Genomic DNA, 22,298 nt, shown 5'->3' with positions numbered 1-22,298 from the left:
CTCCTACGCCGCCAACCGGCCCAGCAGCCCGTCCGGGGGTACCCAGCCCAGCTGGACGGCAGTGGCCCGGCCGTTCTGGATGAGAACGCTCCGTCCCGGTGGCGGGTTGGGATCCGCCTCGAAGCGGACCCCAAAGAGGTCGCCGTCCATAAAGGTCCGGGGCGCGATCAGGATGCCGCAGCCCAGATTGCGCGCCTGCAGCGCCAGGGGAAGCCGCTGGGCGAGTATCGGACTGTACCCAGCAGTCATCACCACCGTGATTCCGAGCGTGTTGAGGTCGGCAAGGTCGCGGTTGACTTCCTGCGGCAACAGGTCCGCATCGTCAACCAAAGCCACCGAGTTCCGTTCCAGACCGCCCGTGGTGGCTTGGCGCAGTACCCCGGACCAGTAGGCCCCCGGCTCGGCGTCCTGCTCCGGCATTAGCCACGGTCCTGCTTCAGGGTTGACCTTTGGCAGGAGCCGGAGAAAAGACGACTTGCCAGACGAAGGGCCGCCCAGCACGCCCAGCACTCCACCCGCAAACGCCCGGACGGATACTGGTTCAAGTTCGTCGCCGCCCACGCCGATGCGGAGGACGCGCTGCCCCAGTGGGATCCTGCCTTTCAGTCCAGCCGGGATCTGAATGGCCGACCGGTCGTGGATCCGGGCCGCCGGAACCACGGCCGGCAGCGGCTCCACTCGGAACGGTCGACGCCGCAGGGAAGGCTCCGGCGCGTGGGCTACCCCAGGATCTGCGGCCTCAGCGCCGGCAGCCGTGTAGAACTGGCAGACTGCAGTTCGTCCACCTGACAGCGCGCCCACAGCGACGCCCCTCCCTACCACGGGGGCTGTCGGAGGCAGTTTCGGCCAGGCAATCCGGCTGTCGTCGCTGGATCCGGTCGGGAAATACACGCGGTTCGGAACGGCTGCAAAGAATCTGGAAGTGACCAGTTCCCGCTGTCCCGAGATAATCACCGTGATACCGGCCCGGTTTCCATCCCGGACAAGGTCATGGAGAATGTCCTCGGCCCACGCCAACGGCCCCGCACGGAAGGCCGAGAGCCAGGATCCCCAGCCAGCGATCACCAGCACGAGCGGTGTGTCGTCGTCAGCGGCGGGACGTCCCAGTCGGAGTGATTGCTCCCGGGCCAGACGCTCCAGGATGCGGACGGCACGGCGGAGCTCGTGCAGTCCTGCCGTGGCGCCCACCCGGCAGTGGGAAGCCAACCCCACGAACGAACTGTCCGGGTCCAGCGCATACAAGTGGGATTCCCGGGCGTGGGATGCCAAACCGAGGACTGCCAGCCGGATGGCCTCAGACACTCCTGAGTCCGGTCCGCCGACAAACGCCAGGTGTCCATGGCCGGCAGGTTCCCAGGTCAAAGGGGCCGTCTGCTGTTCGGCGGGCAGGTCCATCAGGCCGAACGTCACGGACCAGCTGGTGGCACCGGCGTCGGCCTTGGCGTTGTCCCGTGCACTGTCGTGGTCAGCTTCGTGGTTGTCATCAGCGGGCTCGCGAGTAGGCGAGCCTGCAGGTTCGGCGAGGAGCCCGGGGAGTGGTGCAGCAATCGGCTTCCGGATGGCTGAACCGTTCATGGCCTCCCACAATCCGGTCATGGAAGCTATCAACGGGGCGGTCGCTTCGGCAGGAGTCGGATCACTGCCGGGAGATCCGGAAACCTCCGGTACGCCGCGGGTATCGATGTACTCGGAGGCCAACCATACGGAGACTCCGGCCGGTTCAGACCGGATGGCTCCGGCTGTCAGCGATCCGGCCTGGAACTCCATAGGTGCCTCCGTTCCGCGGGCCAGATATGCCCGGCCCGGCGTATCCACACTTATGCCTGCCGCGGCTTTGGAATTGATGATGTCCACCGATTCCATCTCGGACTGGACCCGCAACGCGATACTGGTGGTGACGTTGGCACGAATGTCAGCCGTCAGCGCCCCCTGGGGCCGTTGCGTGGCCATGATCAGGTGAATGCCCAGGGAACGGCCAATGGCGGCGATTCTCATGAGCTCCCGGAGCGATTCGGGTGCCTCCTCCACCAGCATTCGGAATTCGTCGATGACAATCACGAGGTGGGGGAGCGGCGAGGCCCGGCCTGCCGCCGTCGCCCGGAATGACGTCAGGTCCGGTGCCTGAACTGCAGCCAGGCGCACTTCCCGGAATCTGATCTCGGCGCGGAGCGAATGCAGCGCGCGTTCGAGCTCGGGGCTGCTCAGGTCGGTGAGCATTCCTACACAGTGAGGGAGTCCGATCAGGGGTCCGAGTCCCGAGCCGCCCTTGAAGTCCACAAAAAGGAAGTTGATACGGTCCGGTGGGTAGCTGAGGGCGAGGGCCACAGTCAGGCTGCGCAAGAGTTCGGATTTGCCTGAGCCGGTGGTGCCGGCGACCAGCAGGTGGGGTCCGTCGTTTTGGAGGTCGAGGGTACGGACACCCTCAAGTCCGCGCCCGATGGGAACGGCTAGCCCAGGCCGGCTGCTGTTCGCGGACCATCGCCTGGATATTTCAGCCGTGGCGTGGGGGAGCAGCTCTGCCAGCCGGCAGGCTGTGGGGATGGTCCGTCCTGCGCCGCCGGACCGGTTCTCATCCCGCGCCAGGCCGCGGCAAAATCTGTTGAAGACGTCAATGGGCGCCAGATCAGCGGCGAATCTGATGCTTTCGTCAGCACCGTTGAACACGGACGAGCGTTCACCGAGTTCCACGTCGGCTGTTGTCGGTACGGCGGTGCCTTCGCGGGCATGAATAACCTGCCACCCGTGCTCCAAGGCGGTGGCGGTGATCTTGGCCGCGGACTCCGTCCCGTCCAAGAGAAGGAGCAGCCCGTGTCCTGGTGCAGGCCCTAAGCCTTCTTCGAGCAGTGTGCCGACGGTACTGGACTGACAGGAAAGCGTGACGCCGTCCAGAAAGCGTGCGGCGAGGGGGAGATGCTCCGACTTGCCATGGATAATCACCCGGGTATTCCGGCCCAGCGGATAGCCAGCGAGCTGCATCAGTAGTGAGCGCACCAGCCCGTCGATTGCGGCGTGTGGCCCGCGGAGTGTGGTGAGGGGCCTGGCCGGACTCAACGTTAGTGGCAGCATGCCGGCTGAAGGGACAGCGCGGCCCGGATCCGTGGGCTCAAACCGGAGATTAGCCGGCTGAATGGCCTGGCCCAGCCTCAGCCAGATGCCCTCGTTGGCGACCGGCCCGGCCGGGTCCTCCACGGTTGTGCCCCCGATGGTCAGGTCCGAAAGCGGCGGCGCGGCCCGCCGTCGTCGTTCCTGGTCCTGAGTGACACCGGCCCTGACCCCGGCAGCGAGTTCGCGGCGTTGCCGGCGCCCGCCGATCACCGGCACCAGGATGGAGATTGCGGAGACGGCCGTGAAGGCCAGGAACATCCACATCCCGGTCATGACGGCAAGGCCCACGCCGATGACTACCGGTAGCACAGCCGTCAGGAGCAGGGCCGCGCGGTTCGTGGGATCGTCTCGGCGGTTGACAACCAACGGCTCGTGGACATCCGTCCCCGCGTCGGCCAAGCCGTCACGCGACCGCTCAAGGAACACCAACGACATTGTGGAGTTGCCGCAACGAATGGTGGAGCCGGTCGAAATCACGGCATTTTGCACGCGCTCGCCGTCCACCTCGGTGCCGTTGGCACTGTCCAGGTCAACAATCGTGATGGCAGTCTCGGTGACCACCAGGCGTGCGTGGGCGCGCGAAAGGTCGGCGTCGGGGATGAGAATGTCGGCATTGCTGCGGCCAATGGTGTAGGTGCCACGCCGCAGCGGCACAACCCTCCCCGCGCCGGCACCGCTGTGGACCGCCAAGGCCAGTGACGCCGGAGGCTCGGAGGTGCGCTGCCGTGACCTGCGCGCCGTGAGGTCCGCTTCATCGACGAGCGTGGCTCCGTTGACAAGCGGAGGCTGTCCGAGCCTGAGCTCAGCGACGTTGTGGCTGTCGACAGACACAATCCCGGTCCCGAAATTTGCCGTCAGCGCGGCCTGCAGTTCCGCACCGGCAGCCCCGTCCGGACCCGTGATGGTCAGCTCCACGGGAGGTTCCTGGAGAGTTGCGCCCGGACTCCGAACGAGCGTGCAGTGCAGCGGCATGATGTGTAAGTCCTAACGGTCGGCTTCTTTCTTCAAGCTAGCCGTCGGGCTGGAGTGCGTCGCGGGGGGATGGCCGTATGTGGATAGCGGCTGGCTCTCTGGATTAGTAGGTCACGATGGGGTCTCGGGTAGGCTGGTGCAGCAGACAATGCGCAACATTGCGCTGCCCGCATTCGAACCAGGAGATTTTGTGACCGCTGACCTCGTCATCGTAGGGTCTGGCTTTTTCGGCCTGACAATCGCAGAACAGGCCGCCACTGAGCTCGGCTTGAAGGTGGTCGTCCTCGACCGCCGCCACCACATCGGTGGGAACGCGTACAGCGAAAAGGAAGAGCAGACTGGGATCGAAGTGCACCGCTACGGCGCGCACTTGTTCCACACCTCCAACGAGCGTGTGTGGGAGTACGTGAACCGGTTTACCACGTTCACCAACTACGTCCACAAGGTCTATGGCGTGCACAAGGGCGAGGTCTACTCCCTGCCCATCAACCTGGCCACCATCAATCAGTTCTTCCGGGCCAACCTGACGCCGGGACAGGCACAGGCCCTGATCCAGGAACAGGCTGGCGAACTCGCCGGGACCGATCCGCAGAACCTGAACGACAAAGGTATCCAGCTCATCGGGCGGCCGCTTTACGAAGCATTCATCAAGCACTACACCGGTAAACAGTGGCAGACCGATCCCAAGGACCTGCCCGCGGGCATCATCTCCCGCCTCCCGGTGCGCTACAACTACGACAACCGGTACTTCAACGACAAGTACGAGGGCCTGCCCACGAACGGTTACACGGCGTGGATCGAAAAGATGGCGGAACACCCGAACATCGAAGTCCGGCTGAACACCGACTTCTTCGACGAATCGCACGAGTACAGCAAGAACAAAGTTGTCGGGAACATCCCTGTGATTTACACGGGTCCGGTTGACCGTTACTTCGATTTCGCCGAGGGCGACCTTTCCTGGCGCACCATCGACTTCGAGAAGGAAGTGCTCGACGTCGGCGATTTCCAGGGAACGTCGGTGGTCAACTACAACGACGCCGAGGTGGACTACACACGGATCATTGAGCCCCGTCACTTCCACCCCGAGCGCGAGTACCAGACGGAAAAGACCGTCATCATGCGCGAATTCTCGCGTGCCGCCGAAAAGGGCGACGAGCCTTACTACCCGATCAACACTGCCGCGGACCGGGAACGGCTGCTCAAGTACCGTGACCTCGCTGCTGCGGAGAAGGACGTCCTCTTCGGCGGACGGCTCGGCACGTACAAGTACCTCGACATGCACATGGCCATCGGCTCGGCCCTGACCATGTTTGACAACCAGATTCGGCCGCATTTTGAAGGCGGAGCAGAGCTTGAAAGCGGAGGCGTAGACGTATGAGTGTCTCAACTGAAAGCACGAACGGCACCGAAAGCTCACAGGCCAACGAAGAACGCTGGGATACGCTCCAGCGGGTTATTCTGCCGAGTGCCAGCCAGATGGATACGGTGCCCCTCTACATGGACATGGGCACTGCCACGGGTATCCAACTGCCCACCGTCGGCGACCGCGACGGAAAAGCCAGCAAGCCCCAGGCCTTCAGCAGCCCGACGAAAGAAGCTCACGTTGAGGACTTTTTGTCTCGCTTCTCGACGTCCGTCCGGTCCGGGGAGCGCGTCTCTTTCGGTAGCTACTTCAACGCTTTTCCTGCTAGCTATTGGCGCCGGTGGACCAGCGTTGAGAAGATCCGCCTGCATGTGCGCACGCAAGGGACCGGATCCGTCATCGTCTATAAGTCGAATGCGCGCGGTTCGCTGCAGCGCGTGGACACCCGCAGGGTGGAGGGCATTTCGGAGAATTTCTTCGAACTGTCTCTAGCACCGTTCGGCGACGGCGGGTGGTACTGGTTCGATCTCGTGGCCGGCTCGGAACCGCTCGTCATGCTGGACGCGGAATGGCAGGGCCCGGCGGCCGAAAGCCAGCCTGGTTCGGTGACGCTGCAGATCACGACGCTTAACAAGACGGACTTCTGCCTCAACAACTTGCGGCTTCTCGCTGAGAGCGGCGAGGCGCTGGAACACGTCCACGAAATCCTGATCGTCGACCAGGGATCCCAGAAGGTTGCGGATGCGGAAGGCTTTGGGGAGGTCCGGGATTCCCTGCAGGGGAAACTGCGGATTATCAACCAGTCCAACCTCGGAGGCTCCGGAGGTTTTGCCCGGGGGATGTTCGAAGCTGTAGAGAATGGCAGCGACTACGTACTGCTGATGGACGACGACGTCGTCGTCGAGCCTGAAAGCATCATAAGGCTGCTGACGTTCGCGGACCGCTGCAAGACTCCTACGATTGTCGGCGGACACATGTTCGACCTGTACAACCGGACAGTCCTTCATACGTTCGGCGAAGTCGTGAACCCATACCGGTTTCAACCGGCGCTGCCCAACGAAGAGATGATTCTTGGACACGACTTCATGTCCTCAAACCTCCGCCAGACGTCCTGGCTGCACCGTCGCTGCGATGTGGATTACAACGGCTGGTGGATGTGCCTGATTCCGACGAAGGTGATTCGCGAAATCGGGCTCTCCCTTCCGCTATTCATCAAATGGGACGATTCAGAATACGGACTTCGAGCGAAGGCTCATGGCGTCCCCACGGTCTCTCTGCCCGGTTCAGCCGTCTGGCATGTGTCTTGGATCGACAAAGACGATCTGGTTGGTTGGCAGGCTTACTTCCACGCCCGTAACCGGGTAGTTGCAGCGCTGCTGCACAGCCCCTATGAACATGGTGGACGCGTTGTCCGGGAATCCCAGTACATCGATGTCAAGCACCTGGTGTCGATGCAGTACGCCACCGCGCACGGCCGTGGATGGGCCCTTGAGGACATCCTGAAGGGTCCGGAGGCGCTCCGGGACCTGCTCCCGTCCAAGCTGCCCCAGATCCGGGAAATGATGTCAGGGTACTCTGATTCTGTGTTCTGCCCCGACCCGGACGAGTTCCCCGCCCCGAAAATGGACAAGCCTCCACGAAGGGGACACGGGATCTCACAGCCGTCCAACTTCTCGCTCCTGCCATGGGCAGCCAAGACCATGATCCGGCAGCTCGCGTCCCCAGTCAGCGGATCGAACGCCGAGCGGCCGCAGGCGACTGTTGCCCACCAGGACAACCGCTGGTGGCGGATGGCCCAGTACGACAGCGCAGTGGTGTCCAACGCCGAGGGTACCGGCGCCTCCTGGTACCGGCGGGATCCGAAGCAGCTTCGGAAGATGCTGGCCGAAAGCGCACGCCTGCACGCAGAGCTCCTCAAGGACTGGCCGCAACTCAGCCGGAAATACAAGGCAGCAATGAACGACCTCACGTCGATTGAATCCTGGAGGAAGACGTTCGAGCGACACACTCAGAACGAGGTCAAGTGAGCGGGATAAGTCCCGGGGAATTAACCACGCCCGGACTGGGCGGCGGCCTGCGCGACCTACGCCAGTCCAGCTTTCTGCTGAAACTTTTGGTGCGGAAGGAACTCAAGGTCCGCTACCGCGGTTCCGTTCTTGGGCTCCTGTGGTCCTACGTTAAGCCCGGTGTGCAGTTCATTGTTTTCTATGTGGCACTTGGTGTGTTCCTCGGGCTGGAACGCAGTCCGAGGAACCCTGAGGGGCTGTCCAACTACGCCGTTTACCTGTTTTCAGGCATCGTCCTGATCAATTTTTTCTCGGAGGCGTTGGGCAATGCGGCCAGGTCGATAGTCAACAACGGCAACCTGATCAAGAAGATCTATCTTCCGCGCGAGCTATTCCCAGTTGCGTCCGTATGGGTCTCGGCTGTCCACTTCTTCCCTCAGCTGGTGGTGCTGGTGGCAGGCTGCTTATTTGCTGGGTGGCACCCAGACGTCTTCCAGCTTCTTGCGGCCGTTGCCGGCTTTGCGATTGTTGGCTTGCTTGCAACCGGTCTGGGGTTGTTATTCGGCGCCGCCAACGTCTACTTCCGCGACTCTGAAAACCTCGTGGACATGTTGCTGATGGTAGCGACTTGGGCCTCACCCGTGATGTACGCGTGGACCATGGTTGAGCAGAAACTCGGCACAACTGCGTTCGCCGTCTACCAGGCAAATCCGGTGACGATCGGCGTCGAGCTCTTCCACTATGCCTTCTGGTTCCCGACGACGGATGGATCCGCTGCCATGCCTCCCAATCTGTTCAGCCTCTGGACACCTGTGGGACTGGCAATTGCACTGTTGGTCCTGGTTCTGGGCCAATTCACTTTTCGGCGGCTCGAGGGCCGCTTCGCGCAGGAGTTGTGAGTGGTCAACGCAATCGAAGTCTCTGACGTCAGCAAGCAATTCGTGCTGAGGCATACCCGGTCCATCAAGGAAGCCGTCGTCTGGCTTGCTAAGGGACGAAAAGGCGACCTGTCCGAGAAATTCCACGCCCTGAAGAACGTATCGGTGGAGGTGGAGACGGGCGAGACGGTCGCGCTCTTGGGACTGAACGGCTCCGGTAAATCCACACTGCTGAAACACATCTCAGGAGTGATGCTGCCGGACTCAGGTACGGTCAGGACGCGGGGCCGGGTAGCTGGACTTATTGAGGTGGGTGCTGGTTTCCACCCCGATCTTTCCGGGCGCGACAATGTGTACCTCAACGGCGCCATCTTGGGGATGACTGAGCGACAGGTCAATGACCGATTCGACGATATTGTCGAGTTTTCTGAGATCGGCCAGTTTATCGACACCGAGGTCAAGTTCTACTCCTCTGGCATGTATCTGAGGCTGGCATTCTCCGTCGCGGTCCACACCGACCCGGAGGTGTTCCTCATCGACGAGATCTTGGCCGTCGGCGACGAGCCTTTCCAACGGAAATGCATCGATAAGATCCGGGACCTGGCACGGAACGGCAAGACACTCGTGGTGGTCAGCCATGATCTCGACCTGGTTTCCCGCATCTGTGCCCGAGGAATTCTGCTGGAGCACGGAAACCTGATGTTCGACGGACCGATTGACGAGGCTGTAGCCCTCCTGCGCGCCTGAGCGGTTACGTACGCCATCACGCCAGGTCGTCAGACGGGGCATTTTGGAGGCGCCAAGAAAGCGGCCCAGGCGCCTGCGCGCAGGCTTGGTTTATAAGCGTCGCGTATGATTCGGTGGGCGGCTATGACACCGACGTGACTTGTCGGTTGCACTCGCATATTAAGATCAGTTGGAGGATTCCCTTGTCGTGGTGGTCTGTAAGCCCGCTTGTCGTGGTGGCGATGGGGTTGTTATTTGTGCCTGGGGCGCTCGTCGCTTGGGCAAGTCGAGTCCGTGGGATGGCGCTGGTCGCCATTGCCCCGGCGATCACGGTGTCGATTGTCGCAGTCTCGGCGCTGCTCGCGCCGCTGGCAAACATGAAATGGTCACTTCTGCCTGTTCTGCTGCTAACCGCGGTGATTGCAGCCATTGCTTTGCTCATAGCGTCCCGTTTCAGCGGCTCGTTCCACGCTCCCGACTATCGATTCCATTCCATCAATTGGTGGGTAGGTGTGGGTCATGCGCTTGCGCTGCTTGCCGCCGCATTTCTCATCGGGCGACGGCTAGTTGCGGCCTTCGGCCGCCCGGAGGGGTTCTCACAGACGTTTGACAACGTCTTTCACCTGAACGCAGTCCGCTATATTCTCGACACTGGATCTGGCTCCTCCATTACAGTGAGTTCAATGACAGGCGGCGGATTTTATCCGGCAGCCTGGCACGACCTCGTCGCGCTCGTTGCCTCCATAACGGGCTCCGAAATCCCGGTCTCAGTGAACGTCGTTAACATCGGCATCGGCGCATTGGTGTGGCCGCTTGGCTGCATTTTCCTGGCTCACCAGGTTCTTGGCAGCCGGGTCGTCGTCAGCGTTACGGCCGGCATCTTGTCTGCAGGATTCGGTGCATTTCCCTTGCTACTCTTGGACTTCGGTGTCCTTTACCCGAACTTCCTAGGCAACGCACTCTTGCCAGTGGCCGTGGGGCTCGCCATTCGGGCGATGGGGTTGGCGAACGGCGCAGTTGAATCCAAGCCAGTGGCATGGCTCCTGTTGCTTTCCGTTCTCCCAGGTATCGCACTTGCGCATCCCAGCAGCATTATGGCGCTGGTGGCGATGTCACTGGCGCCATTGTTGATCCTCTGTTCCAGGTATACATTGGCCGTGGCGCGGCGGGCCGACAGATCTCCTTTGATGGTGCCAGGGATGATCTTGTTGCTCCTGGTCGGCCTGGGCATGATTGCTGTCCTTTGGAAGACGATCAGGCCGCCCGAGATAGCGGCGTTCTGGCCCCCGGTCGAAACGACCGCCAGGGCGTTCGGGGAAGTAATTGCTAGTGCCACAATTGGTCGGTCTGTTTCGTGGGTTGTGATGGTCCTGGCCGTGGCTGGACTCATCTCTCTGATCCGGCGGCGCAGCCACATCTGGCTCGTTGGAATGTACGTAATTACTTCGGGTCTCTTTGTCATCGTTGCGTCCTTCCCGTTTGGTGAGATGCGGACGTTCTTCACTGGTGTGTGGTACAACGATCCACCACGTCTTGCATCGCTGCTGCCAGGGGTTATCCTGCCGCTTGGTGTTGTAGGAGCGGTCCGTGGCTGGGATAGATTTGTCGTTCCAACATTTGCCGCATTCCCGTTTGCTACTAAATCGTCCCTGGTGAGATCCAGTAAAAGGCCACCCTACGTAGTCGTGGTTGCGGGGCTGGTATTTGCAAGTCTTTTGGTGCTGGGCACTCAGCAGGCAAATGTCCGTGAAGCCACCAGTTCGGCAGCCGGCGGATACCAGTTGACGAAAGACTCGCCTTTGATTTCTGCCGATGAGATGTCGTTACTTACGAGGATTAATAATGAGATCCCGAAAGACGCGATACTTATCGGCAATCCGTGGAATGGAAGCGCGTTGGCATATGCCTTTACGGGGCGTCAAGTCATCCAATTCCATATACTCAGCGAATTGCGCCCTGGCTCAGAGAAGCTGTATACCTCCTTGAATACCGCTGCAACGGATCCATCAGTCTGCCCGATTGTTGAGCGGCTTAAGCTGACCTATGTGCTCGATTTTGGTCATCGAGAAGTACACGGCGGCGACAACGGTTTCAGGGGCTTGGACAACCTTGCGGAGGCAGGAGTTGCGACGCTTATCGATTCCGAAGGGGCAGCGAAAATTTACAAATTGACTGCGTGTGGGTAATGAGTTGTTTAAGGGTGAAAGGGAGGCAGGAATGACGATCGTCCTAACGGGAAGCAGCGGTTTCCTCGGATGGCACATACGGGTACTGGCGGAGAGCCTTGGCAAGCAGACTGAGGCGTTGGCGCTAGGCGACAAATTTGATGTCGACTCCGCGGTTGCCGCTCTGGGCAGTGCGAGCATGCTGGTGCACGTAGCGGGAGTGAACCGTGGCTCGGACGATGATGTCAGACAGGGGAACGTTCGGTTCGCTGAGCAGCTGGCCACCGCATTGGGGCAGGCATCAACGAAGCCACCCACGGTGGTTTACGCCAACTCTATTCAGGCGGGTAACGACAGTCCGTACGGCAAGGGCAAGCAAGAAGCCGAGGACATTTTACGGCAGGCAGCCGAGCAGGCCGGTGCCCGTTTCGTCGATGTCAGGCTGCCGAACCTTTTCGGCGAGCACGGCGTTCCTTTCTACAACTCGGTGGTGGCCACTTTCTGCCAGCTAGCCGCCCAGGGGAGCCAACTGGAGGTCCAGGATGACAAAGACCTGTTGCTGCTCCACGCGCAGGTCGCGGCCGAGGTGCTTCTGGGCCTCCACGAGCCTGAGGATTCAATTCGACTCGCCACAAGTCGGCGAGTGAGCGAGATCGCTGCGCTCATTCAGGAGATGGCTGGCACTTACTCCACAGGTACTATTCCGGATATCTCCAATTCGTTTGAGCGCGATTTGTTCAATACCTACCGGTCATTCCTCATTGGCGATCGTCTTCCCATTCCCTTGAATAGGAAAGAAGATGCGCGCGGCGCGTTTTTTGAGGTAGTCAGAAGCGCAGGTGGTGAAGGACAGTCGTCATTTTCGACCACTGTGCCCGGCGTGACCAGAGGGCAGCACTATCATCGCCGCAAAATCGAACGGTTTACGGTCCTCTCAGGAACGGCCGAAATTTCCATGCGGAAGCTTTTTTCCGATGACGTATTGACGTTTCCGGTAGGGGGCACAAATCCTGTAGCCCTCGATATGCCAACGATGTGGTCACATAAGATCACAAATACAGGACCCGATGAGCTCTACACTATGTTCTGGATCAACGAGATATTTGACCCAAGCTCTCCCGATACCTTCCCGGAGGAAGTATGACCGACGCTGGCCGCAGGCTAAAAGTACTGACCATTGTAGGCACTAGGCCAGAGATTATTCGTTTGGCGGCTACAATTCGACGGCTTGACCGTAGCACCGATCACATCCTCGTCCACACGGGCCAAAATTACGACTATGAGTTGAATGAGGTCTTTTTTGAGGATCTGGGTCTCAGGAGGCCGGATCACTTCTTGGAAGCGGACACAACGTCGTTGGGTGCCGTCCTAGGGTCCATCCTCGCCAAGACTGAGCAGGTGCTATTGGCCGAGAAGCCGGATGCCATGGTTGTTTTGGGCGACACCAATAGCTGTATTTCGGCGCTGATGGCTAAACGCCTTCGCATCCCCGTGTACCACATGGAAGCGGGTAACCGGTGTTTCGACGAAAATGTTCCCGAAGAGACGAACCGTCGGTTGGTCGATCACGTAGCAGATTATAACCTCGTGTACACCGAGCATGCTCGACGGAATCTGCTCGCCGAGGGGCTTCATCCGTCAAGGATTCTGCTCACTGGGTCGCCGATGAAGGAGGTGTTATCCGGAAATGCCGACGCCATCGCGGCCAGCGAAATCCTTCAGAAGCAGGATCTAACTTCTGGCGGTTACTTCATGGTGAGCGTGCACCGTGAAGAAAACGTCGACAGTCCGGAGCGATTGACGGAGATTCTCAAGGCGCTTCAAACGGTCAGCGAACGGCATGATCTTCCTGTCCTCGTCTCAACCCATCCTCGGACCCGCAAACGGTTGGAGGATCAGCCCGAAGAACTCAAGCGCGGCTTGCGTTTCCACCCGCCGTTCGGCTTCAACGACTACATACGGCTCCAGCAGGAGGCCAAACTGGTGCTTTCGGACAGCGGAACCATCAGCGAAGAATCTTCGTTGCTGGGCTTCCCGGCAGTGACGTTGAGGGATGCAATCGAGCGTCCTGAATCTTTGGACACGGCCGCCATAATCACTACAGGAGTGAAGGCAGAAGCCATAGTCGACGCCATCGATATGGTTCTGGATCAGTACGAGACGGATGGCCGGCCTGGTATCCCGGTCGACTACCAGATCAGTGATACGTCGAGGAGGGCAGTGAACTTCATACGTTCCACAGCCCACACCCATCATCAGCGCACAGGAATTTTCGTCAACATCGCTAGGTGACCACTTGCTGCAACGCAAAGCCGCTCCGGCTATCCGGAGCGGTTTTTGTGTTGCGGCGGTTGACGTGAGGCAACAGGCAGTCCTGTTTCCGTCTAGTCGTGTTTGCGACAGCCGTCGACGTTGTCGGCTCTTCACGGTTCCCGGGGAATGGTCTGCTGAGATGAATGCTCATGCTGCCATTCGGGCCGCACTTCTCAAGAGGATACGCGATTTGTAGTTGTCCGGATTTCGATAGCCGCGCGCGGTTCGCTTGATATGTTTTATTGCCGTGTTGTTGGCTTCTACTTTGGCGGTGGTTGCACCGGTGACGATGAGCACTTCGATCTCGGCCCACCAACGGCACACGGTCCGGTAGAGCCTGTTTGTTTCCGGCATCGCGGCGCGTGCCACGAGGTCAGCAAGCGCGTCCTTGGCCGCACCCGCGTCTTCAAGGGAGCTGGTGTTCAGCAGCGTGCGGAGCTGTTCCTTGACCTGCCAGGCGGCCTCGAGGCTGCCGGTCGGATCATCGGCGGCGAAGAAGCCGGCCAGCCGGTGCCGGGCCCGTTCTGACAGGTTCTCCTCGGCTTTCAGCAGCAGCATCCGGTTCGCCCACGCCGGGTCCGTGGCCCTGCCCCGCCGGCCCCGGACCTGCTGGGAAAGGCCCTGCCGGACGGTGGTGAGCATGTCGTTGGCCAACATCGTCACGTGGAAAAGATCCACCGAGACCGCCGTGCGTGGCAGCCACATCCGCAGCGCCTTCCGGAACGCCGCGGACGGGTCGATTGCGACGACCTGAACCCCGAGCCGCCACTCAAGGGGCCGGGCGAAGAGCCAGTCCCCGACGCCCTTGTGGTCCCGTCCATCCACGATGCCCAGGACCTGCCCGGTGTCCAGATCAACGATCGTGGTCATCCACGGCTCGTACCGGGTCCACGCCTTTGTGGCAGGGTCCTGGAAGAACCGCACGGACCGATACCGGTGCTCATCGATCCCCAGCATCCTCGGCGCCAGGAGGTCCACGTCAGGCAGGCGGAGAGCGGCGTCACCGATGACCTGTTGGACCAGCCACCACGAGATCCCGAACGCCAGGGCTGTCTCGGACACGGCCCGTCCCGAGGTGATGACCGCGTCCACCAGTGTCTCCCGGAGCCGGCGTGTGGAGCGCGCCCGGCGCGGGACCTGGGGTGTCGCCTCACAGAACGATTTCCGCTCACACAGGTACTCGTCACAGAACCAGCGCCGCTTGTCCCACAGGAGCACTACCGCACCGGCGACCGGGATGTCACGCAGCTTCTGGCAGCGGCGCTCCTTGACCCGGGAAGCGATCACTCCGCAGCTCGGGCAGCCCGGCGGGAACGTGGACTCCACGGTGACGTGGCGGATCCCGCCCGGGAGCAGGACGGTGCCGGCGACTCGGTAATCGGGCAGGTTGAAGATCAAGCTGGCAGCGTCATGGCCAGCCCCAGTAGGCTCTAACAAGGCTCGTGGTTCCTGTTCAGGTTGAATGCGTAGTAACACTCATCCCAGCAGGACCACGAGTCCTCTGCTTGCTACAACACGAACCTATTTCCCCGGGAACCGTGAAGAGCCACGTTGTCGCTGTGCTCCAAGCAGCCACCAGTGGGAGACTGCCCTAGGATCTGGTCACGCGTTGCACGTCGGGCTCTGCGAGCCCGCTGTTGACGTGATGTGACGAGTTGAAAGTTCGCTGCAAAGTGTGTCTGCCACCTGGCCGCATGTGCTGCAACTAGTAGGTGATGATCCTGGAAGCATGTTGCGGAAATGCAGCACGCAACTCGGGGACTAGACCCTGATCAACTACGACGTCCAAGTCAGGCATGGTGTCGAGGATTCCGCTGATGGCCTCGGGAACTTTCGAAGGGCCCTGGTACATAGGCCGGACCAGGGGAATCGCGGGTTCGACCTTATTCGTCCATTTACCTTGCAAAGTCAGCGACCACTGGGCCGCCAACATCGGATCAAAGTAGTCGTTGAAGCCCACATATATGAAGGTCCGCTCCTGTTTGATCCGGGCCACCTGCGCAAGTTTCGAGACCAACGGAGGAGTTGGGCCGGCAAGCGACGCGCTCTGCTGTAACAGAGCACTCGACCCGTGCGCGGTCGGCTTCAGGCCTTGCTCGCTCAGGCCCGTAAAGGGCAGGCCAAAGAAGTGTGTGGCACCCAGGGATGTGAGCAGTGAGGCTGCAACAAAAGCCTTCCTGCGAATCCTTGCCACAAGGAGCGGAGACCAGAGTTCGGCAGCACCGATGACGGTACAGACGATGGCGAGAATCTCGACGGCGAGGAAAGATTTGTGAAAATAGTAGGTTAAGGCACCTGCCTGCGTGAGTTGGAAGACGGCCAGACATAACAGCAGTGCCGCGGCGAAGAGGGGAGTGGCTAGAACATGCAGGGAAGTCAGGGTTCCGTGCCGGGCTTCAGCTGAGCCGACCTTTCTTCGGGAGTAAAACGCCAAGGCCACGAGGGCGTTAGCGACGACGCAGAGTACGGCCACTCCCGTGTCCGCCAGGGCTATGCCGCCCGTCGTCGTGAGGACTTCCCCCGCTGACATACTTCGCACCTGCCAGATCGCAGCAATAAAGGCTGCACCCCCAAGCGAGACCAACACGGCGTGGAAAAGCCAGACGCCGCGTCCGATCTGCTTCCGATGCAAAAATAAGTGCCAGCAATAGACAACAACACTAGGAAGGCAAAGCAAGAGGAGGAGAATCCATCCGTGGGCTACACCGACCAACGCGAGCATCAGTATGGAGGATCCGAGCGCCGGGTGGATGACACGCCTAAGCTGAACGATGGCTATGCAAGCGATGCAAAGTGCTATCCCAAGGCCAAAATTGGGAAACGCACCGAAGACAGGGATGGCGCCGGGGCCTACAACCCATGCGGTAGCCACAATGGCAACCAGCGGCAGTGTTACAAAAAAGTTCCGGCGAAACACCGGTAAAGCCGTCAGGCCTGCAACAACCAAGACAGTCCCGAGAACGGTGACAACTCCGACTAACCGACAGAAAAGCACAACTTCCTGCCCCACGTCCCCAGCCCGACCTCCGGCGACCACTTCAGCCAGCGTGGCGACTAAAGCGTGGAATCCCTGAGGATACGTTGCTGCAGACCAAGGTCCGCCGTCGGGCGATGCTGGGAGCACTGCTAAGACAGCACCATGGTTGCGAATCATGTTGTACATATTGAAGTGCGGAGCGAAATCCCAGGACTGGGTGAGCAAGTGCAGTGCTTGCTCGACCGAGCGGACAGTGACGAAGCCCTGCACCACCCACAGGGAAGCGACCGCCGAGAGGACCGGAAGTCCGTCGACTGCATGCAGTTGCGGAAGGAACGCTCGAACTGGTCGCCGTGTCAGCAGCCAATAGCTGGCAGTGGCCGTCAGAGCGGCCGCTGCGAGGGCCAGTACGACTGTGCCGCGGTCTAGCCCCGGAACCGGGCCCGATAACCACCACATGATCGGCGCCGTTCCAGCCAGTACCACCACAGAAAAGACTATGCGCAGGGACAAGCTTCGAGAGATCGGGATCATTATCAACACCAGGCCAAGGACCGGGCCGAACCCCCAACCAGTTAATCCCCCAGCGTTCCGGGTAATGACGACAGCCGCGATTAGCGCGGCGGCCAGGACGGTTCCTAGGTATACCGGAACCGTTGCGCCCGAACGCTTCGGTTGGCGCCGCCGACGCCAGGTCGAGACGTTGTCGGCTGCGACTGTGTCAATAGCATGTATTTCAGGGCTGAGCATGATTCCTTAGTGGTCGTGGTCAGCCGGCTTTCCCTGAAGTTCACGACTTCGTCATTCCACGGCCCGAAACTGCGCAGGGTTACGTGGTGAAACAAGTTGGACACCTAATTCTACGCTGAGGCCTCTACCCGGCAACTGCGGGCGGTCAGCTCATTCGTCGGAGGGACACGGCGCGGATGGCCCTTCGAGCCCGACGGATGTGGGCTCTCCCGTCTGCCGGGCGAGGCGGGGAACGCGCTGGAAGTCTACTTCCAACCGTTCAACGGATGCGCGCAGGATTGCGACTTCTTCAGCCAACGTTCGATTCTCGTCTTCAACCACGGAGAGTTCCCAGGAAAGATGCAGACAGACTCCGAGTATTAGAACGATACACATCGCAAACAGAAGATTGGACGCGACCTGTATCCCAAGGAGCTTGCTGACACTGTTGAGGAGGTCCGGCCAGCCTGCAAGGACCAAGGCGCTGGCGCCGATGATCAGCCACAGTGCGGCGTACTTTTCACGAAAAATCTTCCGGCGGACGAGCTCCAGAACTATGCCCACCATGACCGCAGCGAAAACAAAGGCAGCGAGCGTGTTCCCCATCAGACCGTACCTTCCTGGACAACAATTCTGGAGCGGCTTCTAGTCACCGCAAAGAGCAGGGCAAAGACGGACCGCAACAGATAGACCGCTGACTTCACTGGATTGTGGCTCGGGGTGCCGCCTTGGCGAGGGCGCATCGCAACCGGAATTTGGGTGACCTTGCAGCCAGACTTGACAGCAACTACCAGTGAGTCGATCGTGTCGCCGAGGTACTCCGCCGGATAGTGATCAAGATATTGCGCAATCGCCCGCCTGTTCCCAGCGCGGAACCCCGAAGTGACATCCGTGAGCTTGGTCCGCGCTAGCCGCGAGATGACGGCGGCAAGGAAAACCATCGCCCATTGGCGCGGACCTGAGACCTTGTAGTCACCTTTGGCTGCAAACCGTGCACCGATGGATATATCGGCGGTATCAAGGCCGGCCAAAACGGAGGCAATTTCACGGGGGTCGTGCTGGCCGTCGGCGTCAACTTGAATGACGGCGTCGTAGCTGTGGCGGTCGGCGTACTTAAAGCCGGCGCGCATCGCCCCGCCGACACCCATATTAAACGGCAATCGAAGTACCGTGGCACCGGCAGTTGCTGCCACCGCCGCTGTCGCGTCCTTCGACCCATCGTCGACGACCAGGACGTCGTATCCTTCGTTGAGACGGTGGACCTCAGCAACCGTGTCACCGACTGTTTCCCCCTCGTTCCAGGCGGGCATGATCACTAGAACTCGGCGGGATTGTGGGCTAAGCATGCTTGAGATTCTACGCCGAAACACTTCCAATCCGAATTCAGCCCGCAGGTTGGTCGACGGTCCGCCATGTGGCCGCCTAGGGACTCGCTGATATCATCTAACGGTTGCAGCCGTGTTCGAAGCCGTAACCACCCGCTTACCTAGGAGACGAATTGTTCAAGAACAAGACACTTTTGATTACCGGAGGCACAGGGTCGTTCGGGAATGCTGTCCTGAAGCACTTCCTCCATACCGACATAAAGGAGATCAGAATCTTCTCGAGGGATGAGAAGAAGCAGGATGACATGAGGAAGCAGTACAGCAACGAGAAACTAAAATTCTATATAGGTGATGTGCGCAATATTGAGAGTGTACGTGAAGCGGTCCGCGGAGTGGACTACATATTTCACGCAGCGGCCCTCAAGCAGGTGCCATCGTGTGAATTCTTTCCTATGGAGGCAGTCCGGACTAACGTCCTGGGAACCGACAATGTCCTGACCGCTGCAATTGACGCCAAGGTCAAGAAAGTCGTCTGTCTTTCTACAGACAAAGCGGCTTATCCCATCAACGCCATGGGTACGTCGAAGGCCATGATGGAAAAAGTCGTAATCGCGAAGTCGCGTAATGTCGATGCTTCTGACACCCTGATTTCTTGCACCCGGTACGGTAACGTCATGGCTTCACGAGGTTCTGTTATCCCTCTGTTCGCAGACCAGATACGTGAGGGCAAGCCGCTTACTGTCACGGACCCCCACATGACTCGTTTTCTGATGAATCTGGACGAGGCCGTCGATCTAGTTCTGTTTGCTTTTGAGAACGCCAACCAAGGCGACTTGTTCGTGCAAAAAGCTGATGCATCGACGGTGGGGGACTTGGCTTTAGCGATGAAGCACCTGTTCCAGTCCGATGCCGAGGTAAATGTGATTGGTACGCGGCATGGCGAAAAGGCGCACGAGACGCTTCTAACCCGCGAGGAACGGGCTAAGTCCGAAGATTTGGGCGGTTACTTCCGCGTTCCTGCGGATACGCGCGACCTCAACTACGAAAAATTTGTCGAGTCCGGTGACGTCGTTAGTGAGTCCCTCGAGGAGTACACATCGCATAACACGCACCAGCTCACAGTGGACCAGATCATCGAGAAGATCAAAACCACCGACTACCTGAAGTCGTTGCTTCCCTCAATTTCGTCGGCATCGTAGTGGGGCAACAAAAACCTAAGATATTGGTGGTCGGTCAGCACTTCTGGCCAGAGGGTTTCCGCATAAACGACATATGTGATTATTTTGTCGAAAACGATTTAGACGTTGAGGTTCTTTGTGGACTTCCTAATTATCCGCGCGGCGAACTCTTTCCAGGCTACTCGTTCCGTGGTCCGTTCCGACAAGATCATAATGGAATCAAGGTCTACCGCGCGCTCGAGATACCTCGCGGCAACAATTCCAGTATGCGAATTTTCCTGAATTATGTTTCTTTTCCGCTGGGCAGCCTTCTGCATCTGCCGCGTCTTCTTTTTGGTAAGTACGACAAGATATTTCTGTACCAGCTGTCACCAGTAATGATGTCAATTGCCGGAATCCTACTTTCGAAGATTCGCGGAATAGAGTCGACGATGTATGTGCTCGACTTGTGGCCGGAGAATTTATTTTCGGTTTTGGACTTAAAAAACAAGACGCTGCGACGTCTGGCCGAAAAGGTCTCGCACTGGCATTATCGTCAGCCTGACAAAATTATTGTTCTTTCCGAGCAAATGCGCTCGAAGATTAGAGGAATCACCGGTATTTCCGACGATCGAATTACTGTTGTGCCTCAAGCCTGTGAAAGCCTATACGAAGAGGAAATTCTCGACACTGACCTAGCCGAGCATTTAGGTGCTGGCTTCAAGGCTGTATTCACCGGAAATATCAGTCCGGCACAGTCATTTAATACTATTATCGATGCTGCTGAACGGCTCAAGTCTGAGGGACTGGCCATAACATGGGTGATCGTCGGCGATGGCATGAGTCGACGCCAGGTGGAACTTGAAGTCGCACGGCGCGGCTTGGAAGACGTGTTCCGCTTCGAAGGCCACCATCCCGTCACCGACATCCCCAAATATACGACTCTGGCTGACGTGCTGGTCGGTTGCCTGGTCCGAAGCGAACTGCTTGAAGCGACGATACCGGCAAAGGTCATGTCGTACATCGCTTCGGGCCGGCCGCTCGCCCTTGCTATGGACGGCGAGGTTCGTTCACTGGTCGAGGATGCTGCCCAGTGTGGGCTCGTTGGGCCTGCAGGCGATTCGACGGCTTTGGCAGAAAATGTTAAGGCGTTCTACCGCATGACGCGGGAGGAGCGCGAGGAACTGGGCGCTCGAGGCAAGACGTACCATTTCGCTAACCTCGAGAGAAGCATCGTGCTCGGTCGCCTTAGGGAATTCGTTTTGGGCTAAGGCTGGACATAACCTCTTGCCGGCTCAGTGATCGGGCTGGACTGCGGATCCCCGACGGTTACGAACGATTGCGGCGATTGCCATAGCGTGAACGGCAATGCCGGCGAGAGGTCCCAGCCCCAAGCTGAGGATGCTGCGGATCTCGACGCCCGCTGGCAGCAGGAGCAGTCCGATTGCGACTGCCGTCGCGGACAGCCAGCCTGCGGAGTACGCACGATGATTGCCCAAACCGATGACGACGGTGCCGAGCAACGTTAGAACCGCCATGAGCACGGCAGCAAGTGTCAGTGCGGCCAATGCCCAGCCTTCCACCTTGTAAGCGGGACCGAAGAAGAGCATCAGGAGCGGTCCGACCAACCACGCGGCCGCGGCACCGAGGACACCAACCCCCACGAGCGCAACCAGCGGCTTCTTAAGCCCCCGCCAGCCGTTCTGAGGATCACGCACGATCTCGGCCAAAGCCACGCCCTGGAACGCCTGAAGCGGGACCATGATCGGAGCTCTCGTCAGCGAAATGGCCAAGAGGATTGGCGCAGACAATGCGTAGTCCGCCTGCGGAGTCGTGAGCTTCAGCAGGATGGGAAAGGCAACAATCAGGGAAGCGGAGGAGGCTGCTGAAAGAAGTGCATGTCCGGTGTTCTGGAGGAGCCTCCAGAGGCCTACATCCGCTCGGGATCTGAGAGAACTCCGGGCAGCCGGCGAGATGAGTGCCACCACGATCCAGGCCGTGAGGGCCGCGAGGCACGCAAGCTCGAGTCCGACAAGGGGTGCGGCTAAGGCGGCGGCAGCCGCAATGGCGGTCAAGCGAAGGACCGCCTCCAGTGAAACCATCCCTGCAAACAGGGACCACTGGTCTTTTCCCTGTGCAGCGCCCGCTAAGGTCGCATGGCATGAGAACAGGATGGCCGTGACAACCAGAACCCCGACGATCGCCACTGTGTCCGTCGGGAACAGATAAGTGCCCAGAAGGGGGGAGAGGAGAAGAACAATCAATGCAGCTGACGCGCCGACAATGAGCCCTGAGGTGAGAACGGGGGCGCCTTTGGCAGTATCTGAACCGTGCGCCGCCCTGGCAGCGCCGACCGCCCTTGTTGACTCTGCCTGAATGCCTCCCAGAACGCCGCACACAAAAAAGAGAGCCGCCCAGAAGGATAGAAACTCAGCGTTATCGGCCGGGGATAAAGCGTGGCTGGTGACGAAGAGGATCAAGATGCCCGCGGCGGCCGCAAGGACGGAGGCGCCCCCGACGCCCGCCGCGGACTTGCCCGAGATGCTCGCACCCCGCCCCGTTGGCTGTTCGGGAAGAAACTC

General features: G+C 59.8%; 15 protein-coding genes. 9 read left to right on the top strand and 6 right to left on the bottom strand.

Going from position 1 to position 22,298, the window contains the following annotated elements:
• Positions 1–3 precede the first annotated feature (3 nt).
• A complete protein-coding gene (locus ACQCS0_RS14205; RefSeq protein ID WP_426939798.1) occupies positions 4–4,020 on the bottom strand; it encodes an FtsK/SpoIIIE domain-containing protein in 4,017 nt (1,338 codons plus the stop codon).
• 247 nt (positions 4,021–4,267) lie between these two features.
• Between ACQCS0_RS14205 and glf the strand changes: the two genes are divergently transcribed.
• The 7 genes from glf to wecB all read left to right on the top strand — a co-directional run bounded on the left by glf (position 4,268) and on the right by wecB (position 13,507).
• A complete protein-coding gene (gene glf, locus ACQCS0_RS14200) occupies positions 4,268–5,455 on the top strand; it encodes a UDP-galactopyranose mutase (RefSeq protein ID WP_426940226.1) in 1,188 nt (395 codons plus the stop codon).
• Positions 5,452–7,467 carry a glycosyltransferase gene (locus ACQCS0_RS14195; RefSeq protein WP_426939797.1) on the top strand — a complete coding sequence of 672 codons (2,016 nt, stop codon included), beginning with the start codon at positions 5,452–5,454 and terminating at the stop codon, positions 7,465–7,467. Before glf ends, ACQCS0_RS14195 begins: the two co-directional genes overlap by 4 nt.
• Positions 7,464–8,345, top strand: a complete 882-nt coding sequence (locus tag ACQCS0_RS14190) for an ABC transporter permease (RefSeq protein ID WP_426938603.1) — start codon at positions 7,464–7,466, stop codon at positions 8,343–8,345. The genes ACQCS0_RS14195 and ACQCS0_RS14190 overlap by 4 nt, the downstream gene beginning before the upstream one ends.
• On the top strand, positions 8,346–9,071 hold the full coding sequence (locus ACQCS0_RS14185) for an ABC transporter ATP-binding protein (RefSeq protein WP_426938602.1): 726 nt from the start codon (positions 8,346–8,348) through the stop codon (positions 9,069–9,071). It abuts the gene before it with no gap.
• A 221-nt stretch (positions 9,072–9,292) separates the two neighbouring features.
• Entirely contained in the window at positions 9,293–11,236 is a 1,944-nt protein-coding gene (locus tag ACQCS0_RS14180) for a DUF6541 family protein (protein WP_426940225.1), read from the top strand.
• Positions 11,237–11,267: 31 nt separating this feature from the next.
• Positions 11,268–12,359, top strand: a complete 1,092-nt coding sequence (locus ACQCS0_RS14175; RefSeq protein WP_426938601.1) for an NAD-dependent epimerase/dehydratase family protein — start codon at positions 11,268–11,270, stop codon at positions 12,357–12,359.
• Complete coding sequence (gene wecB, locus ACQCS0_RS14170) at positions 12,356–13,507, top strand: non-hydrolyzing UDP-N-acetylglucosamine 2-epimerase (RefSeq protein WP_426939796.1); 1,152 nt, start codon at positions 12,356–12,358, stop codon at positions 13,505–13,507. The genes ACQCS0_RS14175 and wecB overlap by 4 nt, the downstream gene beginning before the upstream one ends.
• A gap of 168 nt (positions 13,508–13,675) precedes the next feature.
• Here the strand turns inward: wecB and ACQCS0_RS14165 are convergent, their stop codons facing one another.
• The 4 genes from ACQCS0_RS14165 to ACQCS0_RS14150 all read right to left on the bottom strand — a co-directional run bounded on the left by ACQCS0_RS14165 (position 13,676) and on the right by ACQCS0_RS14150 (position 18,580).
• A complete protein-coding gene (locus ACQCS0_RS14165) occupies positions 13,676–14,965 on the bottom strand; it encodes an ISL3 family transposase (RefSeq protein WP_426938444.1) in 1,290 nt (429 codons plus the stop codon).
• Positions 14,966–15,233: 268 nt separating this feature from the next.
• Positions 15,234–17,255, bottom strand: a complete 2,022-nt coding sequence (locus tag ACQCS0_RS14160; protein ID WP_426938599.1) for a hypothetical protein — start codon at positions 17,253–17,255, stop codon at positions 15,234–15,236.
• Between the two features lie 150 nt (positions 17,256–17,405).
• A complete protein-coding gene (locus tag ACQCS0_RS14155; RefSeq protein WP_426938598.1) occupies positions 17,406–17,840 on the bottom strand; it encodes a DUF2304 domain-containing protein in 435 nt (144 codons plus the stop codon).
• Positions 17,840–18,580, bottom strand: a complete 741-nt coding sequence (locus tag ACQCS0_RS14150; RefSeq protein ID WP_426939795.1) for a glycosyltransferase family 2 protein — start codon at positions 18,578–18,580, stop codon at positions 17,840–17,842. The genes ACQCS0_RS14155 and ACQCS0_RS14150 overlap by 1 nt, the downstream gene beginning before the upstream one ends.
• Before the next feature lie 152 nt (positions 18,581–18,732).
• Between ACQCS0_RS14150 and ACQCS0_RS14145 the strand changes: the two genes are divergently transcribed.
• Positions 18,733–19,758, top strand: coding sequence for a polysaccharide biosynthesis protein (locus ACQCS0_RS14145; RefSeq protein ID WP_426938597.1), 1,026 nt, complete (start codon positions 18,733–18,735; stop codon positions 19,756–19,758).
• On the top strand, positions 19,758–20,987 hold the full coding sequence (locus ACQCS0_RS14140; RefSeq protein WP_426939794.1) for a glycosyltransferase family 4 protein: 1,230 nt from the start codon (positions 19,758–19,760) through the stop codon (positions 20,985–20,987). The genes ACQCS0_RS14145 and ACQCS0_RS14140 overlap by 1 nt, the downstream gene beginning before the upstream one ends.
• Before the next feature lie 24 nt (positions 20,988–21,011).
• Here the strand turns inward: ACQCS0_RS14140 and ACQCS0_RS14135 are convergent, their stop codons facing one another.
• Positions 21,012–21,791, bottom strand: coding sequence for a hypothetical protein (locus ACQCS0_RS14135; protein WP_426938596.1), 780 nt, complete (start codon positions 21,789–21,791; stop codon positions 21,012–21,014).
• Between the last annotated feature and the right edge of the window lie 507 nt (positions 21,792–22,298).

This window comes from Pseudarthrobacter sp. S6 (assembly GCF_050156575.1).
Lineage (GTDB): Bacteria > Actinomycetota > Actinomycetes > Actinomycetales > Micrococcaceae > Arthrobacter.
The sequence above is the reverse complement of the archived record's forward strand: the minus strand, read 5'-3'. Positions and strand labels throughout refer to the sequence as shown.

What these genes read in the sequence shown, in the direction of transcription:
- ACQCS0_RS14195 (WP_426939797.1), top strand. Translation starts at nt 5,452, where the DNA reads ATGAGTGTCTCAACTGAAAGCACGAACGGCACCGAAAGCTCACAGGCC.
- ACQCS0_RS14180 (WP_426940225.1), top strand. Translation starts at nt 9,293, where the DNA reads ATGGGGTTGTTATTTGTGCCTGGGGCGCTCGTCGCTTGGGCAAGTCGA.
- ACQCS0_RS14175 (WP_426938601.1), top strand. Translation starts at nt 11,268, where the DNA reads ATGACGATCGTCCTAACGGGAAGCAGCGGTTTCCTCGGATGGCACATA.
- wecB (WP_426939796.1), top strand. Translation starts at nt 12,356, where the DNA reads ATGACCGACGCTGGCCGCAGGCTAAAAGTACTGACCATTGTAGGCACT.
- ACQCS0_RS14160 (WP_426938599.1), bottom strand. Translation starts at nt 17,255, where the DNA reads ATGCTCAGCCCTGAAATACATGCTATTGACACAGTCGCAGCCGACAAC.
- ACQCS0_RS14155 (WP_426938598.1), bottom strand. Translation starts at nt 17,840, where the DNA reads ATGGGGAACACGCTCGCTGCCTTTGTTTTCGCTGCGGTCATGGTGGGC.
- ACQCS0_RS14150 (WP_426939795.1), bottom strand. Translation starts at nt 18,580, where the DNA reads ATGCTTAGCCCACAATCCCGCCGAGTTCTAGTGATCATGCCCGCCTGG.